The following is a 15,308-nucleotide window of genomic DNA, read 5'->3' as shown; positions in this document are numbered from 1 at the left end:
CTTATCCAGGCATGATCGTTGGCAAGACACCGCGTATCCGCATGACATTCGTGGCGGCGTGGAACACGCTGATCGCACTGTTCGTGTGGGACGTGGCGGTAACCGTCTTCTATTATTACACGCCGTTTCCCGCGCCGGCCCTGCCGCTTACCATTTTCGGCACGGGCCTGGCGCTACTGCTCGGTTTCCGCGTCAACTCTGCCTATGCCCGTTGGTGGGAAGGCCGCATCGTGTGGGGCGCGATGACCAACGCCTCGCGCAGCTTGGCACGCGCGGTGGGCGCGGCCCTGCCCGATCATGCCGAAGGCCAGGCCCTGCGCCACGAAGTGGTACGGCGGCATATCGCCTATGTGCATGTGCTGCGCCACCAGTTGCGCGGTGAAAGCCCGGCGGACAGCGCGCATCGCGTGCTGGGCGATGGCGAAATTCCCGAATTGGGGCGCCGCAATCCCGCCAACGGCCTGCTCGAAGGCAATGGCATGCGCCTGGCCGCCGCGCTCCGCAAAGGCTGGATCGACACTGTCCAGTTGAACCGGATCGAAGCGATCATGGTGGATATCGCCAACGCCCAAGGCGCGATGGAGCGCCTGCGCAACACGCCGCTGCCCGCGCAATACCGCAGCTTCCCGACCTTCTTTACCCGGCTGTTCTGCGTGCTGCTGCCGATCGGTCTGGTCGAGACGCTGGGGCCGGCAACGCCGCTGGGTTCGGCGCTGGCCGGGTTCATGTTCCTGGCCGCGCTGCAGATCGGCGACGATCTGGTGAACCCCTTCGCCAACACGATCCACGATGCCCCGCTGACCGCGATGTGCGCAACGATCGAATCCGATTGCAACGAAAGCATCGGCCTGCCGCCCGTGCCGGTGGTTCAGCCCGACGGCGGCATCTTGTGGTGATGGGGCCCGTCCGTCGGGCCTGCGGTCTGCGCCATCCCCGTCGGTGATAGCGAGGGCGAGCCGCCGCGAAGCCGCGATGGAGGGGCCTCAGTCGATCCCCAAAAGCCGAGACACATCAAGGTCTGCCGCCGTCACCCAGCCCTTGTAGAAATTCGCATAGAACAGCGCGAACAGCGCGGCCGAAACCAGCGTGGCGCGCAACAGCACCACGCGCGGCCGGAAATTGACCGGCGCGCTGGTGGCATGGCCGGCAGCGGGCGCCACGCCCACTTCATCAGGGGTGCGCAGGCCGAACGGCAGCACGGCAAAGGCCGAAAGCACCCAGAACAGGGCATAGATCGCCAACATCGACGTCCAACGCATCGTCTCTCTCCCTAGCCGCGCCGGCGCATGGGTTTCAGCGTTCGCGCAGCAGGACCTGCACCACCGGCTTCTTGCCGCACCAGCGCTGCGCCGTGCGTCTTACCGTAAGCCGCACGCACTCGGCAACGGCCACGCGATCGCGCTTGCGATCGCCTTTCAGCGCCTTGAGTGCCTTTGACACGTCCTCGCGGGCTTCCTCCAGGAAAGGCTCCATGTCCTCTTCCAGGGGCACGCCGATGCAGCCGATATCGACGCCCGACGCCTGCTTGCCTTCCGCGGTCACCGCCAGGGCAACGCTGACCAGGCCATTGTTGCCCAGCTTGCGCCGCGCAGCCATGGCTTCGCCATCGGCCGGGGCGATGATATCGCCGTCCAGCACCAGGCGACCATTGCGCTCGGTGCTCAGCTTGACCGGCCCGTTGGGCGCCAGGCGCACCAGATCGCCGTTCTTCTGCACGATCGTCTTGGGAATGCCCTCGGTCTTGCCCAGGCGGGCCTGCTCGGCCATGTGGCGGATCTCGCCATGCACGGGCACCAGGATGTGCGGGCGCAGCCATTCATACAGCGCCATGAGTTCCGGCCGGCCTGGATGGCCCGAAACGTGGATCATCGATTGCTTGTCGGTGACCAGGCGCACGCCCTTTTCCACCAGCGCGTTCTGCACGCGGCCGATGGCCAGTTCGTTTCCGGGGATCTGGCGGCTGGAAAAAACCACGGCATCGCCCGCTTCCAGCTTGATCGGGTGCTGGTCGCCCGCGATCCGCGCCAGCGCGGCGCGCGCTTCGCCCTGCCCGCCGGTCGCCAGGATCAGCACTTCGCCGCGCGGCAGGTCCATCGCCGCGTCCATGCTGATCGGATCGGGAAAATCGAGCAGATAGCCCGATGCCTGCGATACCTTGATGATCCGATCAAGCGAACGGCCCGCAACGCAGAGCTGCCGCCCTGTCGCCTCGGCCACTTCGGCCAGGGTCTGCAACCGCGCCACGTTGGAGGCAAAGGTCGTCACCACCACCCGGCGGCCCTTCAGTTCCGCAATGGTTTCCAGCAGGCCCGCACGCACCGCTCCTTCCGAGCCCGAAGGCTTGGGATTGAACACGTTGGTGGAATCGCACACCAGCGCCAGCACGCCCTCGTCGCCGATCGCGGTGAGTTCTTCCTCGGTCGCCGGGGTGCCCACGCGGGGCTCGTCATCCAGCTTCCAGTCGCCGGTGTGGAACACGCGGCCATAGGGCGTGTCGATCACCAGCGCATTGCCTTCGGCAATCGAGTGCGCCAGCGGCACATAGCGGATGTCGAACGCGCCCAGCGAGAGGCTGCCCTCGTTCTCGATCACGTTCAGCTCGACGCTGTTCTCGATGCCCGCCTCGACCAGCTTTTCATGCACGAGCCGCGCGGTGAACGGCGTGGCATAAAGCGGCACGCCCAGTTCCTGCGCAAAATAGGGCACGGCACCGATATGGTCTTCGTGTGCGTGCGTGAGCACGATGCCGAGCAGGTCCTTCTTGCGTTCCTCGATGAATTCGAGGTCGGCAAACACCAGTTCCACGCCCGGATACCAGGGATCGGCAAAGGTCATGCCCAGGTCGACCATCAGCCATTTGCCGTCACACCCATAGAGGTTGACGTTCATCCCGATCTCGCCCGAACCACCAAGGGCGAGAAACAACAATTCCTTACCGGGCTTCACTCTTGTGTCCTGTTCTGGGCGGCCCCCTGGGCGCGCTCTGCAAGCAAGGCCATGCCGTCCAACGTCAGATCGGCGTCGACATGGTCAAAAATCCGCGTGTGGCGGTCAAACAGCACGGCCAGGCCGCCTGTGGCAATCACTTTGGCCGGATGGCCGATTTCGGCGCGCATGCGGGCGATCAGGCCTTCCATCATCGCCACATAGCCCCAGAACACGCCGATGTGCATCTGGTCTTCGGTGTTGCGCCCTATCACGCTTTCGCCCTGGCGCGGCACGGAAATGGCGATGCGCGGCAATTTGGCCGCCGCACTCACCAGCGCATCGAGCGACAGGTTGATGCCCGGCGCGATGATCCCGCCCTTGTAGGTGCCCTCCGGGTCAACCCAATCGAACGTGGTTGCGGTGCCGAAATCGATGATGATCAGATGCTCGCCGGGATGGCGTGCATGCGCGGCGATGACGTTGAGCGCACGGTCTGCACCCAGCGAGCGCGGTTCGTCCACATCGGCAACGAAGCCCCATTCGGCCGCGCCCTGCCCCGCCACCAGCGGTTCCAGGCCAAAATACTTGTCGGCCAGAACTTCCAGATTGTGCAGCGCGCGCGGCACCACCGTGGAAATCACGATCTGGCGCACGGCGTCGCGGGCAAAACCCTGGATCTGCATCAGTTGCAGCAGCCACACGGCATATTCATCGGCCGTGCGGCGCGGATCGGTCGCCACGCGCCAGCGCGCACGGATCGTCCGTTCCTCGAACAGGGCAAAGACGACATTGGTATTGCCGACATCGACCGCCAGCAGCATCACGCTTCTCCTCGGGCCGCGGAAGACCCCGGCTCACCCACCAGATCGACATCGCCGGCGTGAATGGCAAGAAGCCGGCCGTCCGCCAGGCGCAATTGCGCCACGCCATCGGCATCGATCCCGGCAAAACCACCCATGATCGGGCCATGATCCTTGTCATTGACGGAAACCAGCGTGCCACGCGGCACGGCACGCTCTTCCCAGGCGCGGCGCAGCGCGGGCCATTGCCCGGCGTGCCAGGCTTCCAGGCGCGCGGCCCAGTGCGTCGCCAATTGGGCGGCAAAGGCATCGCGATCGGTGCCATGCCCCAGGGCGGCAAGCGAAACGGTCTCCCGCCCGGATACCGGCGGCGCCTCCGCCAGGTTCACGCCAATACCCACCACCACCGTATTGCCCACACGTTCCAGCAGGATGCCGGCCAGCTTGGCCTGGCGCACCAGCAGGTCGTTGGGCCATTTGAGGTAGAGATCGGGCAGCCCCGGCGCACAGGCGGCCACGGCATCCCACAGCGCGAGCCCCGCGACCAGCGCCAGCGTCTGCGGCGCGGCTTCATGGGGCGCGAGTTGCACGGCAGTGGAGCCCATGAAATTGCCGAAGCCATCGCTCCAGGCCCGCCCGGCGCGGCCGCGCCCGGCGCTCTGGCGATCGGCGATCAGCCAGTGCCCTTCCAAAAGGCAATCCCCCCCACCAGCGCGCGCCACAAGGGCCGCGTTGGTGGAGGGGATCTCGTCTACGAATTCGAACAAGGGTGGTTCAGGCCACGTGGAACAGCGCAGCCGCCGCGTTGCCGGCCAGCACATGCAGCCAGTTGGTCAGCAGATAGCCCAGCGGCGAGATGAACAGCGTGGCGATCACCAGCAGCACGGTGTGCGCCACGTCGCTCTTGCCCGTCACCTTGTCGGTCGCGTCGTCGAAATAGAGCACCTTCACCACCTTGAGGTAGTAGAACGCGCCGATCACCGAAGCGGCGATACCGATGGCAGCCAGTGCCAGCAGGTTGGCCTGCACCGCGGCCTGGAACACCACGAACTTGCCCCAGAACCCGAACAGCGGCGGAATGCCCGCCAGGCTGAACATCACCGCGGCCAGCGCGGCCGCCAGGCCGGGGCGCGTCTTCGACAGGCCGGCAAGGTCGGAAATCGCTTCCACCGGCTCGCCATCGGCGTCCTTGAGCATCAGCACGGCGACAAAGCCAGCCACCGACATCGCCACGTAGATCGCCAGGTAGATCAGCATCGCGGCAGCGCCCGGCTGGTTGGCGCAAGCCAGGCCGATGAGCATGAAGCCGACGTTGTTGATCGACGAATAGGCCATCAGGCGCTTGATGTTGTTCTGCCCGATCGCGCCCAGTGCCCCGATCACGATCGAGAGCAGCGCGGCGAAGATCACGATCTGCTGCCAGGCGTGTGCCTGCGTGCCGAAGGCTTCCAGGCTCACGCGCATCAGCAGCGACAGCGCGGCAACCTTGGGCGCCGTGGCGAAGAACGTCGTCACCGGGGTGGGCGCGCCTTCATAAACGTCGGGCGTCCACATGTGGAACGGCGCGGCGCTGATCTTGAAGGCCAGGCCGGCGAGCACGAAGACCACGCCAAAGGTGGCGCCGGTGGTCAGCCCGTGGCTGAGCGCCAGGCGGATGCCTTCAAAGCTCGTCGTGCCGGTGAAGCCATAGGTCAGGCTGACACCGTAGAGCAGGATGCCCGAAGCGAGCGAGCCCAGCACGAAGTACTTGAGGCCCGATTCCGCCGAACGCTCGTCGCTGCGCAGCATCGAGGCGAGCACGTAGGAGGCAAGGCTGTTGAGTTCGAGACCGATGTAGAGCGCGAGCAGGTCACCAGCCGAAACCATGATCCCCATGCCGAGCGCCGCGAACAGCACCAGCAGCGGGAATTCGGCCCGCATGGCGCGCACGCGATCGAAGAACGCAGGCGCAACAATCAGCGTCACGCCGGCACCGGCATAGATCAGCAGCTTGGCAAAGGCGGCAAAGGCGTCGGCCCGGTACTGCCCGGAAAAGGCGGTCACGTCGGGGCCCATGGCCGAGCCGCACAGGGCGGGCGCGGCAATCAGCGCGCAGACTGTCAGCACGGCTACCGACAGGATGGAGATCAGGCGCGACGCCTTGTCTCCGCCCCAGGCGGCAACCAGCAGCAGCACCAGGCCGGAAATGCTGAGCACTTCCTCGGCCAGGGTGATCTGGAGAGAGCGAAGCAGTTCCATCAGTGCGCCTCCCCGTGCGCGGCTTCTTCAGGGGCCGGCTTGCCTGCCCCCAGTTTCAGTTGCGCGTCGCCCTTCGGCTTGGCCGGGGCCAGGCGGTGTTCGAGCGTGGCGATATCCTTGCGCATCGGCGCCAGGAAGCTTTCGGGATAGACGCCCATCCACAGCACCACGGCCGCGAGCGGCACCATCATCGCCCATTCGCGCTTGTCGAGATCGAGCATCGCGGCGGCATCGGCGTTCTTCTGGTCGCCAAAGATCACGCGACGATAGAGGTAGAGCATGTAGGCCGCGCCCAGGATGATCCCGGTGGTGCAGACCAGCGCCACCCAGCTGCTTTCGGCATAGACGCCCATCAGCGAGAGGAATTCACCCACAAACCCGCTGGTGCCCGGCAGGCCGATCGAGGCCATGGTGAACAGCAGCATGAACAGCGCATAGTAGGGCATGTTGATGGCAAGGCCACCATAACGCGTGATCTCGCGGGTGTGCAGGCGATCGTAGATCACGCCCACGCCGAGGAACAGCGCGCCGGCCACCAGGCCGTGGCTGAGCATGATCAGCATCGAGCCTTCGAGGCCCTGCGTGTTGAAGGCGAAGAGGCCGATTGTCACGATCGCCATGTGCGCGACCGACGAATAGGCAATCAGCTTCTTAATGTCGTGCTGGACCAGCGCGATCAGCGAAGTGATTACCACAGCGGCCATCGACAGGCCCCACACCAGCGGCGCGAACTGCGCCGAGGCTTCGGGGAACATCGGCAGCGAGAAGCGGATGAAGCCGTAACCACCCATCTTGAGCAGCACGCCCGCCAGGATCACCGAGCCGGCGGTGGGCGCCTGCACGTGCGCGTCGGGCAGCCAGGTGTGCACCGGCCACATCGGCATCTTCACCGCAAAGCTGGCGAAGAAGGCAAGCCACAGCCAGGTCTGCGCATGGACCGGGAAGTTGTAGGCCATCAGCGTCGGGATGTCGCTGGTGCCGGCCACGTTGACCATCCAGAACATCGCGATCAGCATCAGCACCGAGCCGAGCAGCGTGTAGAGGAAGAACTTGTAGCTGGCGTAGATGCGATCCGCCCCGCCCCAGATGCCGATGATCAGGTACATCGGGATCAGGCCGGCTTCGAACATGATGTAGAACAGGAACAAGTCCTGCGCCGTGAACACGCCGATCATCAGCGTTTCCATCAGCAGGAAGGCGGCATAATATTCGCCGGCACGCTTCTCGATCGAGTTCCAGCTCGCGCCGATGCAGATCGGCATGAGGAACACGGTCAGCGCGATCAGCAGCAGGGCGATGCCGTCGATGCCCAGCTTCCATTCGAAGCCCGAGAACAGCGCGGCGCGTTCCTGGAACTGCCACTGCGCGCCGCCGACATCGTAGTGCGCCCAAAGCACCACGCCCAGCGCGAAGTCGATCAGGGTTGCCACCAAGGCGATCAGGCGGGCCTGCTCGCGATTGGCCTTGAGGACCAGGCCGGCGCCGACCAGCGGCACCAGCATCAGGAGCGAAAGGATCGGAAAGCCGGTCATTGTGCGATCACCCAGCTGATCGCGCCGACGAGACCGACGAGCATGACCAGCGCATAGCTGTAAAGATATCCGGACTGGAGCTTGACCGCCCCGCGGCTGCCCTGCGCCACCAGCCAGGCAGCGCCGTTCGGGCCAAAGCGATCGATGATCCCGATATCACCCACCTTCCAGAACACGCGACCGAGCCACAGCGCAGGGCGCACGAAGATGAAGTGATAGAGCTCGTCGAAGTACCACTTGTTGAGCAGGAAGCGGTAGAGGAAGCCGAACTGCTCGACAAAGGCCGCCGGGAATGCCGGGTTCACGACATAGGCATAAGTCGCGATCAGGAAACCGGTGGCCATCACGCCGAACGGCGCCCACTTCACCCAGGTCGGCACATGGTGCGCGGCGTGGATCAGGTGCTCGCTATAGACCAGCGCGCCCTTCCAGAATTCGCCCGTCCCTTCGCTGACGAAGGCATGGTTGAACACGAAACCAGCCAGCACCGCGCCCACCGACAGCACGATCAACGGCACCAGCATGACCAGCGGGCTTTCGTGCGGGTGGTAGCCCGCCGTGCCGTCGCTGTGCGCGTCGTGATGGTGATGATCGTGGCCATGATCGTGCGCGTGGTCGTCATGCCCGTGCGCATCGTGAACGGCGTGCTGAATATGCTCCGACTGCTCCCAGCGTGGCTTGCCGAAGAAGGTCAGGTAGACCAGGCGCCACGAATAGAAGCTGGTGAGCAGCGCGGCGAACACGCCCATGAAGAAGGCGAAGTGCCCCAGTTCGGTGCCCTTGGCCCAGGCGCTCTCCAGGATCGCGTCCTTGGAATAGAACCCGGCAAAGCCGAACACATCGACCAGGCCCACCCCGGTGATCGCCAGCGTACCGGCCATCATCGCCAAGAAGGTGAAGGGGATCTTCTTCCGCAGGCCGCCGTAATAGCGCATGTCCTGCTCGTGGTGCATCGCGTGGATCACCGAACCGGCGCCCAGGAACAGCAGCGCCTTGAAGAAGGCGTGGGTGAACAGGTGGAACATCGCCGCGCCATAGGCACCAACGCCGGCGGCGAAGAACATGTAGCCCAGCTGCGAGCAGGTCGAATAGGCGATCACGCGCTTGATGTCGGTCTGCGTCGTGCCGACGGTGGCGGCAAAGAAGCAGGTCATCGCGCCGATGAAGGTTACGAAACCAGTCGCCGTGGGGCTCAGTTCGAACAGCGGCGAAAGGCGGCAGACCATGAACACGCCGGCGGTCACCATCGTCGCCGCGTGGATCAGCGCCGACACCGGGGTCGGGCCTTCCATCGCGTCAGGCAGCCAGGTGTGCAGGCCGAGCTGCGCCGACTTGCCCATCGCGCCGATGAACAGCAGGATGCAGATCACCGTGGCGGTATCAAAGCGATAGCCCAGGAAACCGATGGTCGAGCCCGAAAGAACGGCTGGCGCATCGTGCAGGATCTGGGGGATCGAGACGGTGTGGAACACCAGGAACGTCGCGAAGATACCCAGCATGAAGCCAAGGTCGCCCACGCGATTGACCACGAAGGCCTTCATCGCGGCAGCGTTGGCGCTCGGCTTGCGGAACCAGAAACCGATCAGCAGGTACGAGGCCAGGCCCACGCCTTCCCAGCCGAAGAACATCTGCACCAGGTTGTCCGCCGTCACCAGCATGAGCATGGCGAAGGTGAACAGCGAGAGATAGGCGAAGAAGCGCGGCTGATCCGGTTCCTCGCTCATGTACCCCCAGGAATAGAGGTGCACGAGGAACGATACGCTGGTGATCACCACCAGCATCACGGCCGTGAGCGTATCGACGCGCAGCGCCCAGAGGAAATCGAGATCGCCCGATTTCACCCAGTTGAGCACCGGCGTGACGCTGGCCTCGGCATGGCCACCCAGGAACGCAAGGAAGATCGGCCACGACAGCGCGCAGGACACGGCCAGCGCGCCGGTGGTGATCACCTTGGCCGGGACCATGCCCAGCTTCTTGTTGCCAAGGCCGGCAACGATCGCTGCCAGAAGCGGCAGAAAGACGATGACGTTGATGGACGACATGGGTTCAGCCCTTCATCCGGTTGACGTCGTCAACGGCAATCGTGCCGCGGCCACGGAAGTAGATGACAAGAATGGCAAGCCCGATCGCCGCTTCGCCCGCCGCCACGGTCAGCACGAACATCGCGAAGATCTGGCCGACCAGATCGTGAAGGAAGACGCTGAAGGCGACCAGGTTGAGGTTCACCGACAGGAGGATCAGTTCGATCGCCATCAACAGGATGATGACGTTCTTGCGATTGAGGAAAATCCCCAGCACGCCGAGCACGAACAGGATCGCGCTGACGATGACATAGTGTTCGATGCCGATCATCAGAGCGTGACCCCCTTCCCGACTTCCGGCTGAAGATTGATAGTCGCCTCTTCCGGACGGCGCGCGTTCTGGCGCGACACGTTCTGGCCGCGCACGTCGCCACGCTGGCGATGGGTCAGCACAATGGCGCCGATCATCGCCACCAGCAGGATGATGCCGGCGGTTTCGAACAGGAAGAGATAGCGCGAATAGAGCAGCGCCCCGATGGCCGCCGTGTTCGACAGGCCCGCGATCGGCGCAGTGGCCGCGTTCGCCGTGCCCAGCGCCAGGCCACCGGCCTTGTAGGCGCCCACGCCCATCAACAGTTCGGCCAGGAGGACAAAGGCCAGCGCAAGACCCAGCGGGAAGTTCTTGATGAACCCGGCCCGCAGTTGCGAGAAGTCGATGTCGAGCATCATGACAACGAACAGGAACAGCACCGCGACGGCGCCGACATAGACGATCACCAGCAGCATGGCGATAAACTCGGCGCCGATGAGGATCATCAGGCCGGCCGCGTTGAAGAACGCGAGGATCAGCCACAGCACCGAATGGACCGGGTTGCGCGCGAGAATGGTTACCGCGCCCGAAAAGATCGTCAGCGTGGCAAAGAGATAAAAGGCAATTGCCTGGATCATGACGCGCGCCCCTTACCGGTACGGTGCATCGGCTTCAAGGTTCGCGGCAATCGCCCGCTCCCACTTGTCCCCGTTCGCCAGAAGCTTGGCCTTGTCGTAGAGCAGCTCTTCGCGCGTTTCGGTCGCGTATTCGAAGTTCGGCCCTTCGACGATGGCATCGACCGGGCAGGCTTCCTGGCAAAAGCCGCAGAAGATGCACTTGGTCATGTCGATATCGTATCGGGTGGTCCGGCGGCTGCCGTCCTCACGCGGTTGCGCCTCGATCGTGATCGCCTGCGCCGGGCACACGGCCTCGCACAGCTTGCACGCGATGCAGCGCTCTTCGCCATTGGGATAACGGCGCAGGGCGTGTTCACCACGGAAACGCGGCGAGAGCGGGTTCTTCTCGAACGGGTAGTTCACGGTCGCCTTGGGCCTGAAGAAATACTTCAGGGTCAGCCAGTGCGCTTTCACGAACTCCCAGAGGGTGAAGCTCTTGACGAGCTGTCCGACAGTCATGCGAAGTGTCCGGTAGCCATGAGGTAGCCGCTGACGAGGAACACGAACAGCAGCGAGACGGGCAGGAAGATCTTCCAGCCAAGGCGCATCAGTTGGTCATAACGGTAACGGGGCACCGTTGCCTTGACCCAGCTGAACACGAAGAAGCCGAAAGCGATCTTGAGGATGAGCCAGATCCAGCCAGGGATCCAATAGAGGATCGCCAGTTCCACCGGCGGCAGGTAGCCACCCCAGAACAGCGTGGCGTTGAGCGCGCACATCAAGAGCACATTGCCGTATTCGCCCAGCCAGAACAGCGCGAAAGCCATCGACGAATATTCGGTCTGATAGCCGGCGACGAGTTCGCTTTCCGCTTCGGTCAGATCGAACGGTGCGCGCTGGGTTTCGGCCATGCTGGAGATGAGGAACATCACCCACATCGGGAACAGCAGCGGGCTGCACCAGAAGCCGTTGATGAAGCCAAGGCCGAAGCCGTGCTGCGCCTTGACGATATCGTTGAGGTTGAACGAACCGGCCCACAGCACCACGCAGATCAGGATGAAGCCGATCGAGACTTCATAGCTGATCATCTGGGCCGAGGCGCGCATCGCCGAGAAGAACGGGTACTTCGAATTCGAAGACCAGCCCGCGATGACGATGCCGTAAACCCCCAGCGACGAGATCGCGAGGATGTAGAGCAGGCCGACGTTAATATCGGCCAGGATCGCGCCCGAATTGAACGGGATCACCGCCCAGGCCAGCAGCGCCACGGTGAAGGTGATGATCGGGGCGATCAGGAACAGGCCCTTGTTCGCCGCCGAAGGAATGATGGTTTCCTGGAGGAAGACCTTGAGACCATCGGCAAACGACTGGAGAATGCCGAACGGACCGACCACATTGGGGCCACGGCGCAGCGCCATCGATGCCCAGACCTTGCGGTCGACATAGATCACCATCGCCACGGCGAGCATCACCGGCAGCGCGATCAGCAGAATGCCGCAGATCGTGGAGATGGCCCAGGCCGCCCCGAAGGGCAGGCCAAGACCTTGAAAGAACGCAGTCATTCCGCGGCCTCCGCCTGAAGTTCACCGTGGAGCAGTTCGCTCGAACACCGCTGCAGCGTCGGGCTGGCCCGGCCGATGGCGTTGTTGAGGTAAGGATCCTTGATCGGATAGCCGATCGTGCCCGAACAGGCCGCGGTGGCCGGGGCCGCCGGCAGCGCGCCGTAATCGGCGAGGCCTTCGACGCCCAGCGCGGGAACCTGCGCGATCATCGCGGCGCGCAACTGCTCAAAGCTGTCGAAGCCCACGTTCACGCCAAAGGCATCGGCCAGCGCACGCAGGATCGTCCAGTCTTCGCGCGCTTCGCCAGGGGCGAACACGGCGCGTTCGGCAAACTGCACGCGGCCTTCGGTGTTGACGTAAGTGCCGTCCTTTTCGCTGAACGCGGCGGCCGGCAGGATCACGTCGGCGGCATGGGCCGCCTTGTCACCGTGGTGGCCGATGTGCACGATCATGCTGTCGGCAAACTTGGTCCAGTCGACTTCGTCGGCGCCCAGCGAAATCACCATCTTGGGCTTGGCCGCCACCAGATCGGCAAGACCGCCAGCCTGGGCATAGCCCAGCATCAGGCCACCCATGCGCGAAGCCGCCATGTGCAGCACGTTGAAGCCGTTCCAGCCATCGCGCACCAGGTTGAACCGTTCGGCAAAGCCAAGGCCAGCTTCCAGCGCGCCCTTGGCCAGCGCGCCGCCGCCGATGATGATCGCCGGCTTGGCCGCCGCGCCGAAGGCGTCGGTGACGTCGCTCGGCAGGTCGAACAGCAGGCCGGCGTCTTCGCCCAGGAACGTGGCGGGATAGGTCGTATCCCACACCGGCCCGATCACGAAGACCTTGGCGCCGCGCTTGACCGCCTTGCGCAGGCGGGCGTTGAGCAGCGGGGCTTCGTCGCGGATCTGGCTGCCCACGATCAGGATCGCGTCGGCTTCCTCGATGCCGCCCAGCGTCGAATTGAACGCCACGGCCGCCAGGTTCGATGCGGTATAGGCCAGGCCCGTCTGCCGCCCTTCGAGCAGCGTGGAACCGAGCGCACCGGCCAGTTCCTTGGCGGCGAACATGGTCTCGCAATCGACCAGGTCACCGGCAACCACCGCCACCGACGAGCCCGGATTGATCGAGGCAACGGCAGCAAAGGCTTCCGCCCAAGTCGCGGCCACCAGCTTGCCGTCGCGGCGCAGCCACGGACGGTCGAGGCGGCGGCGGGTCAGCCCGTCGACCAGGAAACGGCCACGGTCGGCCAGCCATTCCTCGTTCACGTCATCGTTGACGCGCGGCAGGATGCGCAGCACTTCGCGGCCACGGCTGTCGAGCCGGATGTTGGCGCCGATCGCGTCCGAAACGTCGATCGACAGCGTCTTCTTCAGCTCCCACGGGCGCGCTTCGAACGCATAGGGCTTGCTGGTCAGCGCGCCGACCGGGCACAGGTCGATCACGTTGGCCGAAAGCTCGTGCTTGGCGGCCTTTTCCAGGTAGGTGCTGATCTGCATCGTTTCGCCGCGATAGAGCGCGCCGATTTCGTCCACGCCGGCGATCTCTTCCGAGAAGCGCACGCAACGGGTGCAGTGGATGCAGCGCGTCATCGTCGTCTTGATGAGCGGGCCCATGTACTTCTCGGTCACGGCACGCTTGTGCTCGTGATAGCGCGAGCCGCCGCGGCCATAGGCCACCGACTGGTCCTGCAGGTCGCACTCGCCGCCCTGGTCGCAGATCGGGCAATCGAGCGGGTGGTTGATGAGGAGGAACTCCATCACCCCTTCGCGCGCCTTCTTGACCATTTCGCTGTCGGTGCGGATTTCCTGGCCCTCAGCCGCCGGAAGCGCGCACGAAGCCTGCGGCTTGGGCGGTCCGGGCTTCACTTCGACCAGGCACATGCGGCAGTTGCCGGCAATGCTCAGCCGCTCGTGATAGCAGAAGCGAGGGATTTCCTTGCCGGCGAGTTCGCAGGCCTGGAGCACGGTGGCCCCGGCTGGAACTTCGAGTTCGACGCCGTCTACTTTGACCTTGGGCATTATTCTGCTGCCTCCCGGACATCGCCCGCACGATCGGCGATGCGACGTTCGATTTCGGGGCGGAAGTGGCGGATCAGGCCCTGGATCGGCCAGGCGGCCGCGTCACCCAGGGCGCAGATGGTGTGGCCTTCGACCTGCTTGGTCACGTTGAAGAGCATGTCGATCTCCTCCACGTCGGCATCGCCGGTGCGCAGGCGTTCCATCACGCGCCACATCCAGCCGGTGCCTTCGCGGCAGGGCGTGCACTGGCCGCAGCTTTCGTGCTTGTAGAAGTACGAAAGCCGGCTGATCGCGCGCACGATGTCGGTGGACTTGTCCATGACGATGACCGCCGCGGTGCCCAGGCCAGAGCCCAGCGCACGCAACCCGTCGAAGTCCATCGGTGCGTCCATGATCTCGGCCGCCGGCACCAGCGGAACCGAAGAACCACCGGGGATCACGGCCAGGAGGTTGTCCCAGCCGCCGCGAATACCGCCGCAGTGCTTCTCGATCAGTTCGCGGAACGGGATCGACATCTCTTCCTCAACCACGCAGGGCTTGTCCACGTGCCCGCTGATCTGGAACAGCTTGGTGCCCTTGTTGTTTTCCCGGCCGAAGCTGGAAAACCATGCCGCGCCACGGCGCAGGATGGTGGGGGCAACCGCGATCGATTCCACGTTGTTGACCGTGGTGGGGCAGCCATAGAGGCCCGCGCCGGCCGGGAACGGCGGCTTGAGGCGGGGCTGGCCCTTCTTGCCTTCGAGCGATTCGATCATCGCGGTTTCTTCGCCGCAGATGTAGGCGCCCGCGCCGCGATGGACGAAGACGTCGAAGTCATAGCCCGAACCGGCCGCGTTCTTGCCCAGCAGGCCCGCGTCATAGGCTTCGGCCACGGCGGCGAACAGCGTTTCGGCTTCGCGGATATATTCGCCGCGAATGTAGATATAGGCCGCGCGCGCGCCCATCGCAAAGCCGGCCACCAGCGCGCCTTCGATCAGCTTGTGCGGATCGTGGCGGATGATTTCGCGGTCCTTGCACGAACCGGGTTCGGATTCGTCGGCGTTGATCACCAGGAAGCTGGGACGGCCATCCTTGGATTCCTTGGGCATGAACGACCACTTCATGCCGGTGGGGAAGCCCGCACCGCCACGGCCGCGCAGGCCGGAGTCCTTCATTTCCTGGATGATCGCGTCACGGCCGCGCGCGATCAGGTCCTTGGTGTTGTCCCAATCGCCGCGCGCCTGGGCGGCGGCCAGGTTCCACGGCTGATAGCCGTAGAGATTGGTGAAGATGCGATCCTTGTCGGCAAGGGCCATGG

General features: G+C 64.5%; 14 protein-coding genes. 1 reads left to right on the top strand and 13 read right to left on the bottom strand.

Translation table 11 applies throughout. From position 1 onward, the window contains the following. The first annotated feature begins 11 nt into the window (after positions 1-11). Entirely contained in the window at positions 12-896 is an 885-nt protein-coding gene (locus FHT19_RS04395; RefSeq protein WP_168554537.1) for a bestrophin family ion channel, read from the top strand. A gap of 87 nt (positions 897-983) precedes the next feature. Here the strand turns inward: FHT19_RS04395 and FHT19_RS04390 are convergent, their stop codons facing one another. The 13 genes from FHT19_RS04390 to nuoF are packed head-to-tail and all read right to left on the bottom strand — an operon-like array spanning position 984 to position 15,306. Continuing rightward, a complete protein-coding gene (locus FHT19_RS04390; RefSeq protein WP_168554536.1) occupies positions 984-1,259 on the bottom strand; it encodes a DUF1467 family protein in 276 nt (91 codons plus the stop codon). Positions 1,260-1,293: 34 nt separating this feature from the next. Then, positions 1,294-2,946 carry a ribonuclease J gene (locus FHT19_RS04385; protein WP_169474065.1) on the bottom strand — a complete coding sequence of 551 codons (1,653 nt, stop codon included), beginning with the start codon at positions 2,944-2,946 and terminating at the stop codon, positions 1,294-1,296. Continuing rightward, complete coding sequence (locus FHT19_RS04380; RefSeq protein WP_168554534.1) at positions 2,943-3,749, bottom strand: type III pantothenate kinase; 807 nt, start codon at positions 3,747-3,749, stop codon at positions 2,943-2,945. The genes FHT19_RS04385 and FHT19_RS04380 overlap by 4 nt, the downstream gene beginning before the upstream one ends. After that, positions 3,749-4,495, bottom strand: coding sequence for a biotin--[acetyl-CoA-carboxylase] ligase (locus FHT19_RS04375; protein WP_248290267.1), 747 nt, complete (start codon positions 4,493-4,495; stop codon positions 3,749-3,751). Before FHT19_RS04375 ends, FHT19_RS04380 begins: the two co-directional genes overlap by 1 nt. Before the next feature lie 7 nt (positions 4,496-4,502). Next, positions 4,503-5,966, bottom strand: coding sequence for an NADH-quinone oxidoreductase subunit NuoN (nuoN, locus tag FHT19_RS04370; RefSeq protein ID WP_168554532.1), 1,464 nt, complete (start codon positions 5,964-5,966; stop codon positions 4,503-4,505). Further along, the gene (locus FHT19_RS04365; protein ID WP_168554531.1) at positions 5,966-7,498 is read right to left on the bottom strand and encodes an NADH-quinone oxidoreductase subunit M; all 1,533 of its coding nucleotides are present in this window, start codon (positions 7,496-7,498) and stop codon (positions 5,966-5,968) included. Before FHT19_RS04365 ends, nuoN begins: the two co-directional genes overlap by 1 nt. Continuing rightward, positions 7,495-9,540, bottom strand: coding sequence for an NADH-quinone oxidoreductase subunit L (nuoL, locus tag FHT19_RS04360; RefSeq protein WP_169474063.1), 2,046 nt, complete (start codon positions 9,538-9,540; stop codon positions 7,495-7,497). The genes FHT19_RS04365 and nuoL overlap by 4 nt, the downstream gene beginning before the upstream one ends. Before the next feature lie 4 nt (positions 9,541-9,544). Next, complete coding sequence (gene nuoK / locus FHT19_RS04355) at positions 9,545-9,850, bottom strand: NADH-quinone oxidoreductase subunit NuoK (protein ID WP_110761368.1); 306 nt, start codon at positions 9,848-9,850, stop codon at positions 9,545-9,547. Further along, entirely contained in the window at positions 9,850-10,467 is a 618-nt protein-coding gene (locus FHT19_RS04350) for an NADH-quinone oxidoreductase subunit J (protein ID WP_169474062.1), read from the bottom strand. Before FHT19_RS04350 ends, nuoK begins: the two co-directional genes overlap by 1 nt. A gap of 12 nt (positions 10,468-10,479) precedes the next feature. After that, positions 10,480-10,965 carry an NADH-quinone oxidoreductase subunit NuoI gene (gene nuoI, locus FHT19_RS04345; protein WP_168554528.1) on the bottom strand — a complete coding sequence of 162 codons (486 nt, stop codon included), beginning with the start codon at positions 10,963-10,965 and terminating at the stop codon, positions 10,480-10,482. After that, positions 10,962-12,008, bottom strand: a complete 1,047-nt coding sequence (gene nuoH, locus FHT19_RS04340) for an NADH-quinone oxidoreductase subunit NuoH (RefSeq protein ID WP_168554527.1) — start codon at positions 12,006-12,008, stop codon at positions 10,962-10,964. The genes nuoI and nuoH overlap by 4 nt, the downstream gene beginning before the upstream one ends. Beyond that, on the bottom strand, positions 12,005-14,011 hold the full coding sequence (gene nuoG, locus FHT19_RS04335; RefSeq protein WP_169474061.1) for an NADH-quinone oxidoreductase subunit NuoG: 2,007 nt from the start codon (positions 14,009-14,011) through the stop codon (positions 12,005-12,007). The genes nuoH and nuoG overlap by 4 nt, the downstream gene beginning before the upstream one ends. Next, entirely contained in the window at positions 14,011-15,306 is a 1,296-nt protein-coding gene (nuoF, locus tag FHT19_RS04330) for an NADH-quinone oxidoreductase subunit NuoF (protein WP_168554525.1), read from the bottom strand. The genes nuoG and nuoF overlap by 1 nt, the downstream gene beginning before the upstream one ends. Positions 15,307-15,308 lie beyond the last annotated feature (2 nt).

The sequence above is a fragment of the Novosphingobium sp. SG919 genome, from assembly GCF_012932495.1.
GTDB classification, from domain to species: Bacteria; Pseudomonadota; Alphaproteobacteria; order Sphingomonadales; family Sphingomonadaceae; genus Novosphingobium; species Novosphingobium rhizosphaerae.
This window is presented reverse-complemented; position numbering and strand designations above follow the sequence as displayed.

Bases quoted from the DNA above. Each gene is read 5' to 3' on its own strand.
- nuoL (WP_169474063.1), bottom strand. From the start codon at position 9,540: ATGTCGTCCATCAACGTCATCGTCTTTCTGCCGCTTCTGGCAGCGATC.
- nuoG (WP_169474061.1), bottom strand. From the start codon at position 14,011: ATGCCCAAGGTCAAAGTAGACGGCGTCGAACTCGAAGTTCCAGCCGGG.
- FHT19_RS04395 (WP_168554537.1), top strand. From the start codon at position 12: ATGATCGTTGGCAAGACACCGCGTATCCGCATGACATTCGTGGCGGCG.
- nuoI (WP_168554528.1), bottom strand. From the start codon at position 10,965: ATGACTGTCGGACAGCTCGTCAAGAGCTTCACCCTCTGGGAGTTCGTG.
- nuoH (WP_168554527.1), bottom strand. From the start codon at position 12,008: ATGACTGCGTTCTTTCAAGGTCTTGGCCTGCCCTTCGGGGCGGCCTGG.
- nuoK (WP_110761368.1), bottom strand. From the start codon at position 9,850: ATGATCGGCATCGAACACTATGTCATCGTCAGCGCGATCCTGTTCGTG.
- FHT19_RS04390 (WP_168554536.1), bottom strand. From the start codon at position 1,259: ATGCGTTGGACGTCGATGTTGGCGATCTATGCCCTGTTCTGGGTGCTT.
- nuoN (WP_168554532.1), bottom strand. From the start codon at position 5,966: ATGGAACTGCTTCGCTCTCTCCAGATCACCCTGGCCGAGGAAGTGCTC.
- FHT19_RS04380 (WP_168554534.1), bottom strand. From the start codon at position 3,749: ATGCTGCTGGCGGTCGATGTCGGCAATACCAATGTCGTCTTTGCCCTG.
- FHT19_RS04365 (WP_168554531.1), bottom strand. From the start codon at position 7,498: ATGACCGGCTTTCCGATCCTTTCGCTCCTGATGCTGGTGCCGCTGGTC.
- nuoF (WP_168554525.1), bottom strand. From the start codon at position 15,306: ATGGCCCTTGCCGACAAGGATCGCATCTTCACCAATCTCTACGGCTAT.
- FHT19_RS04350 (WP_169474062.1), bottom strand. From the start codon at position 10,467: ATGATCCAGGCAATTGCCTTTTATCTCTTTGCCACGCTGACGATCTTT.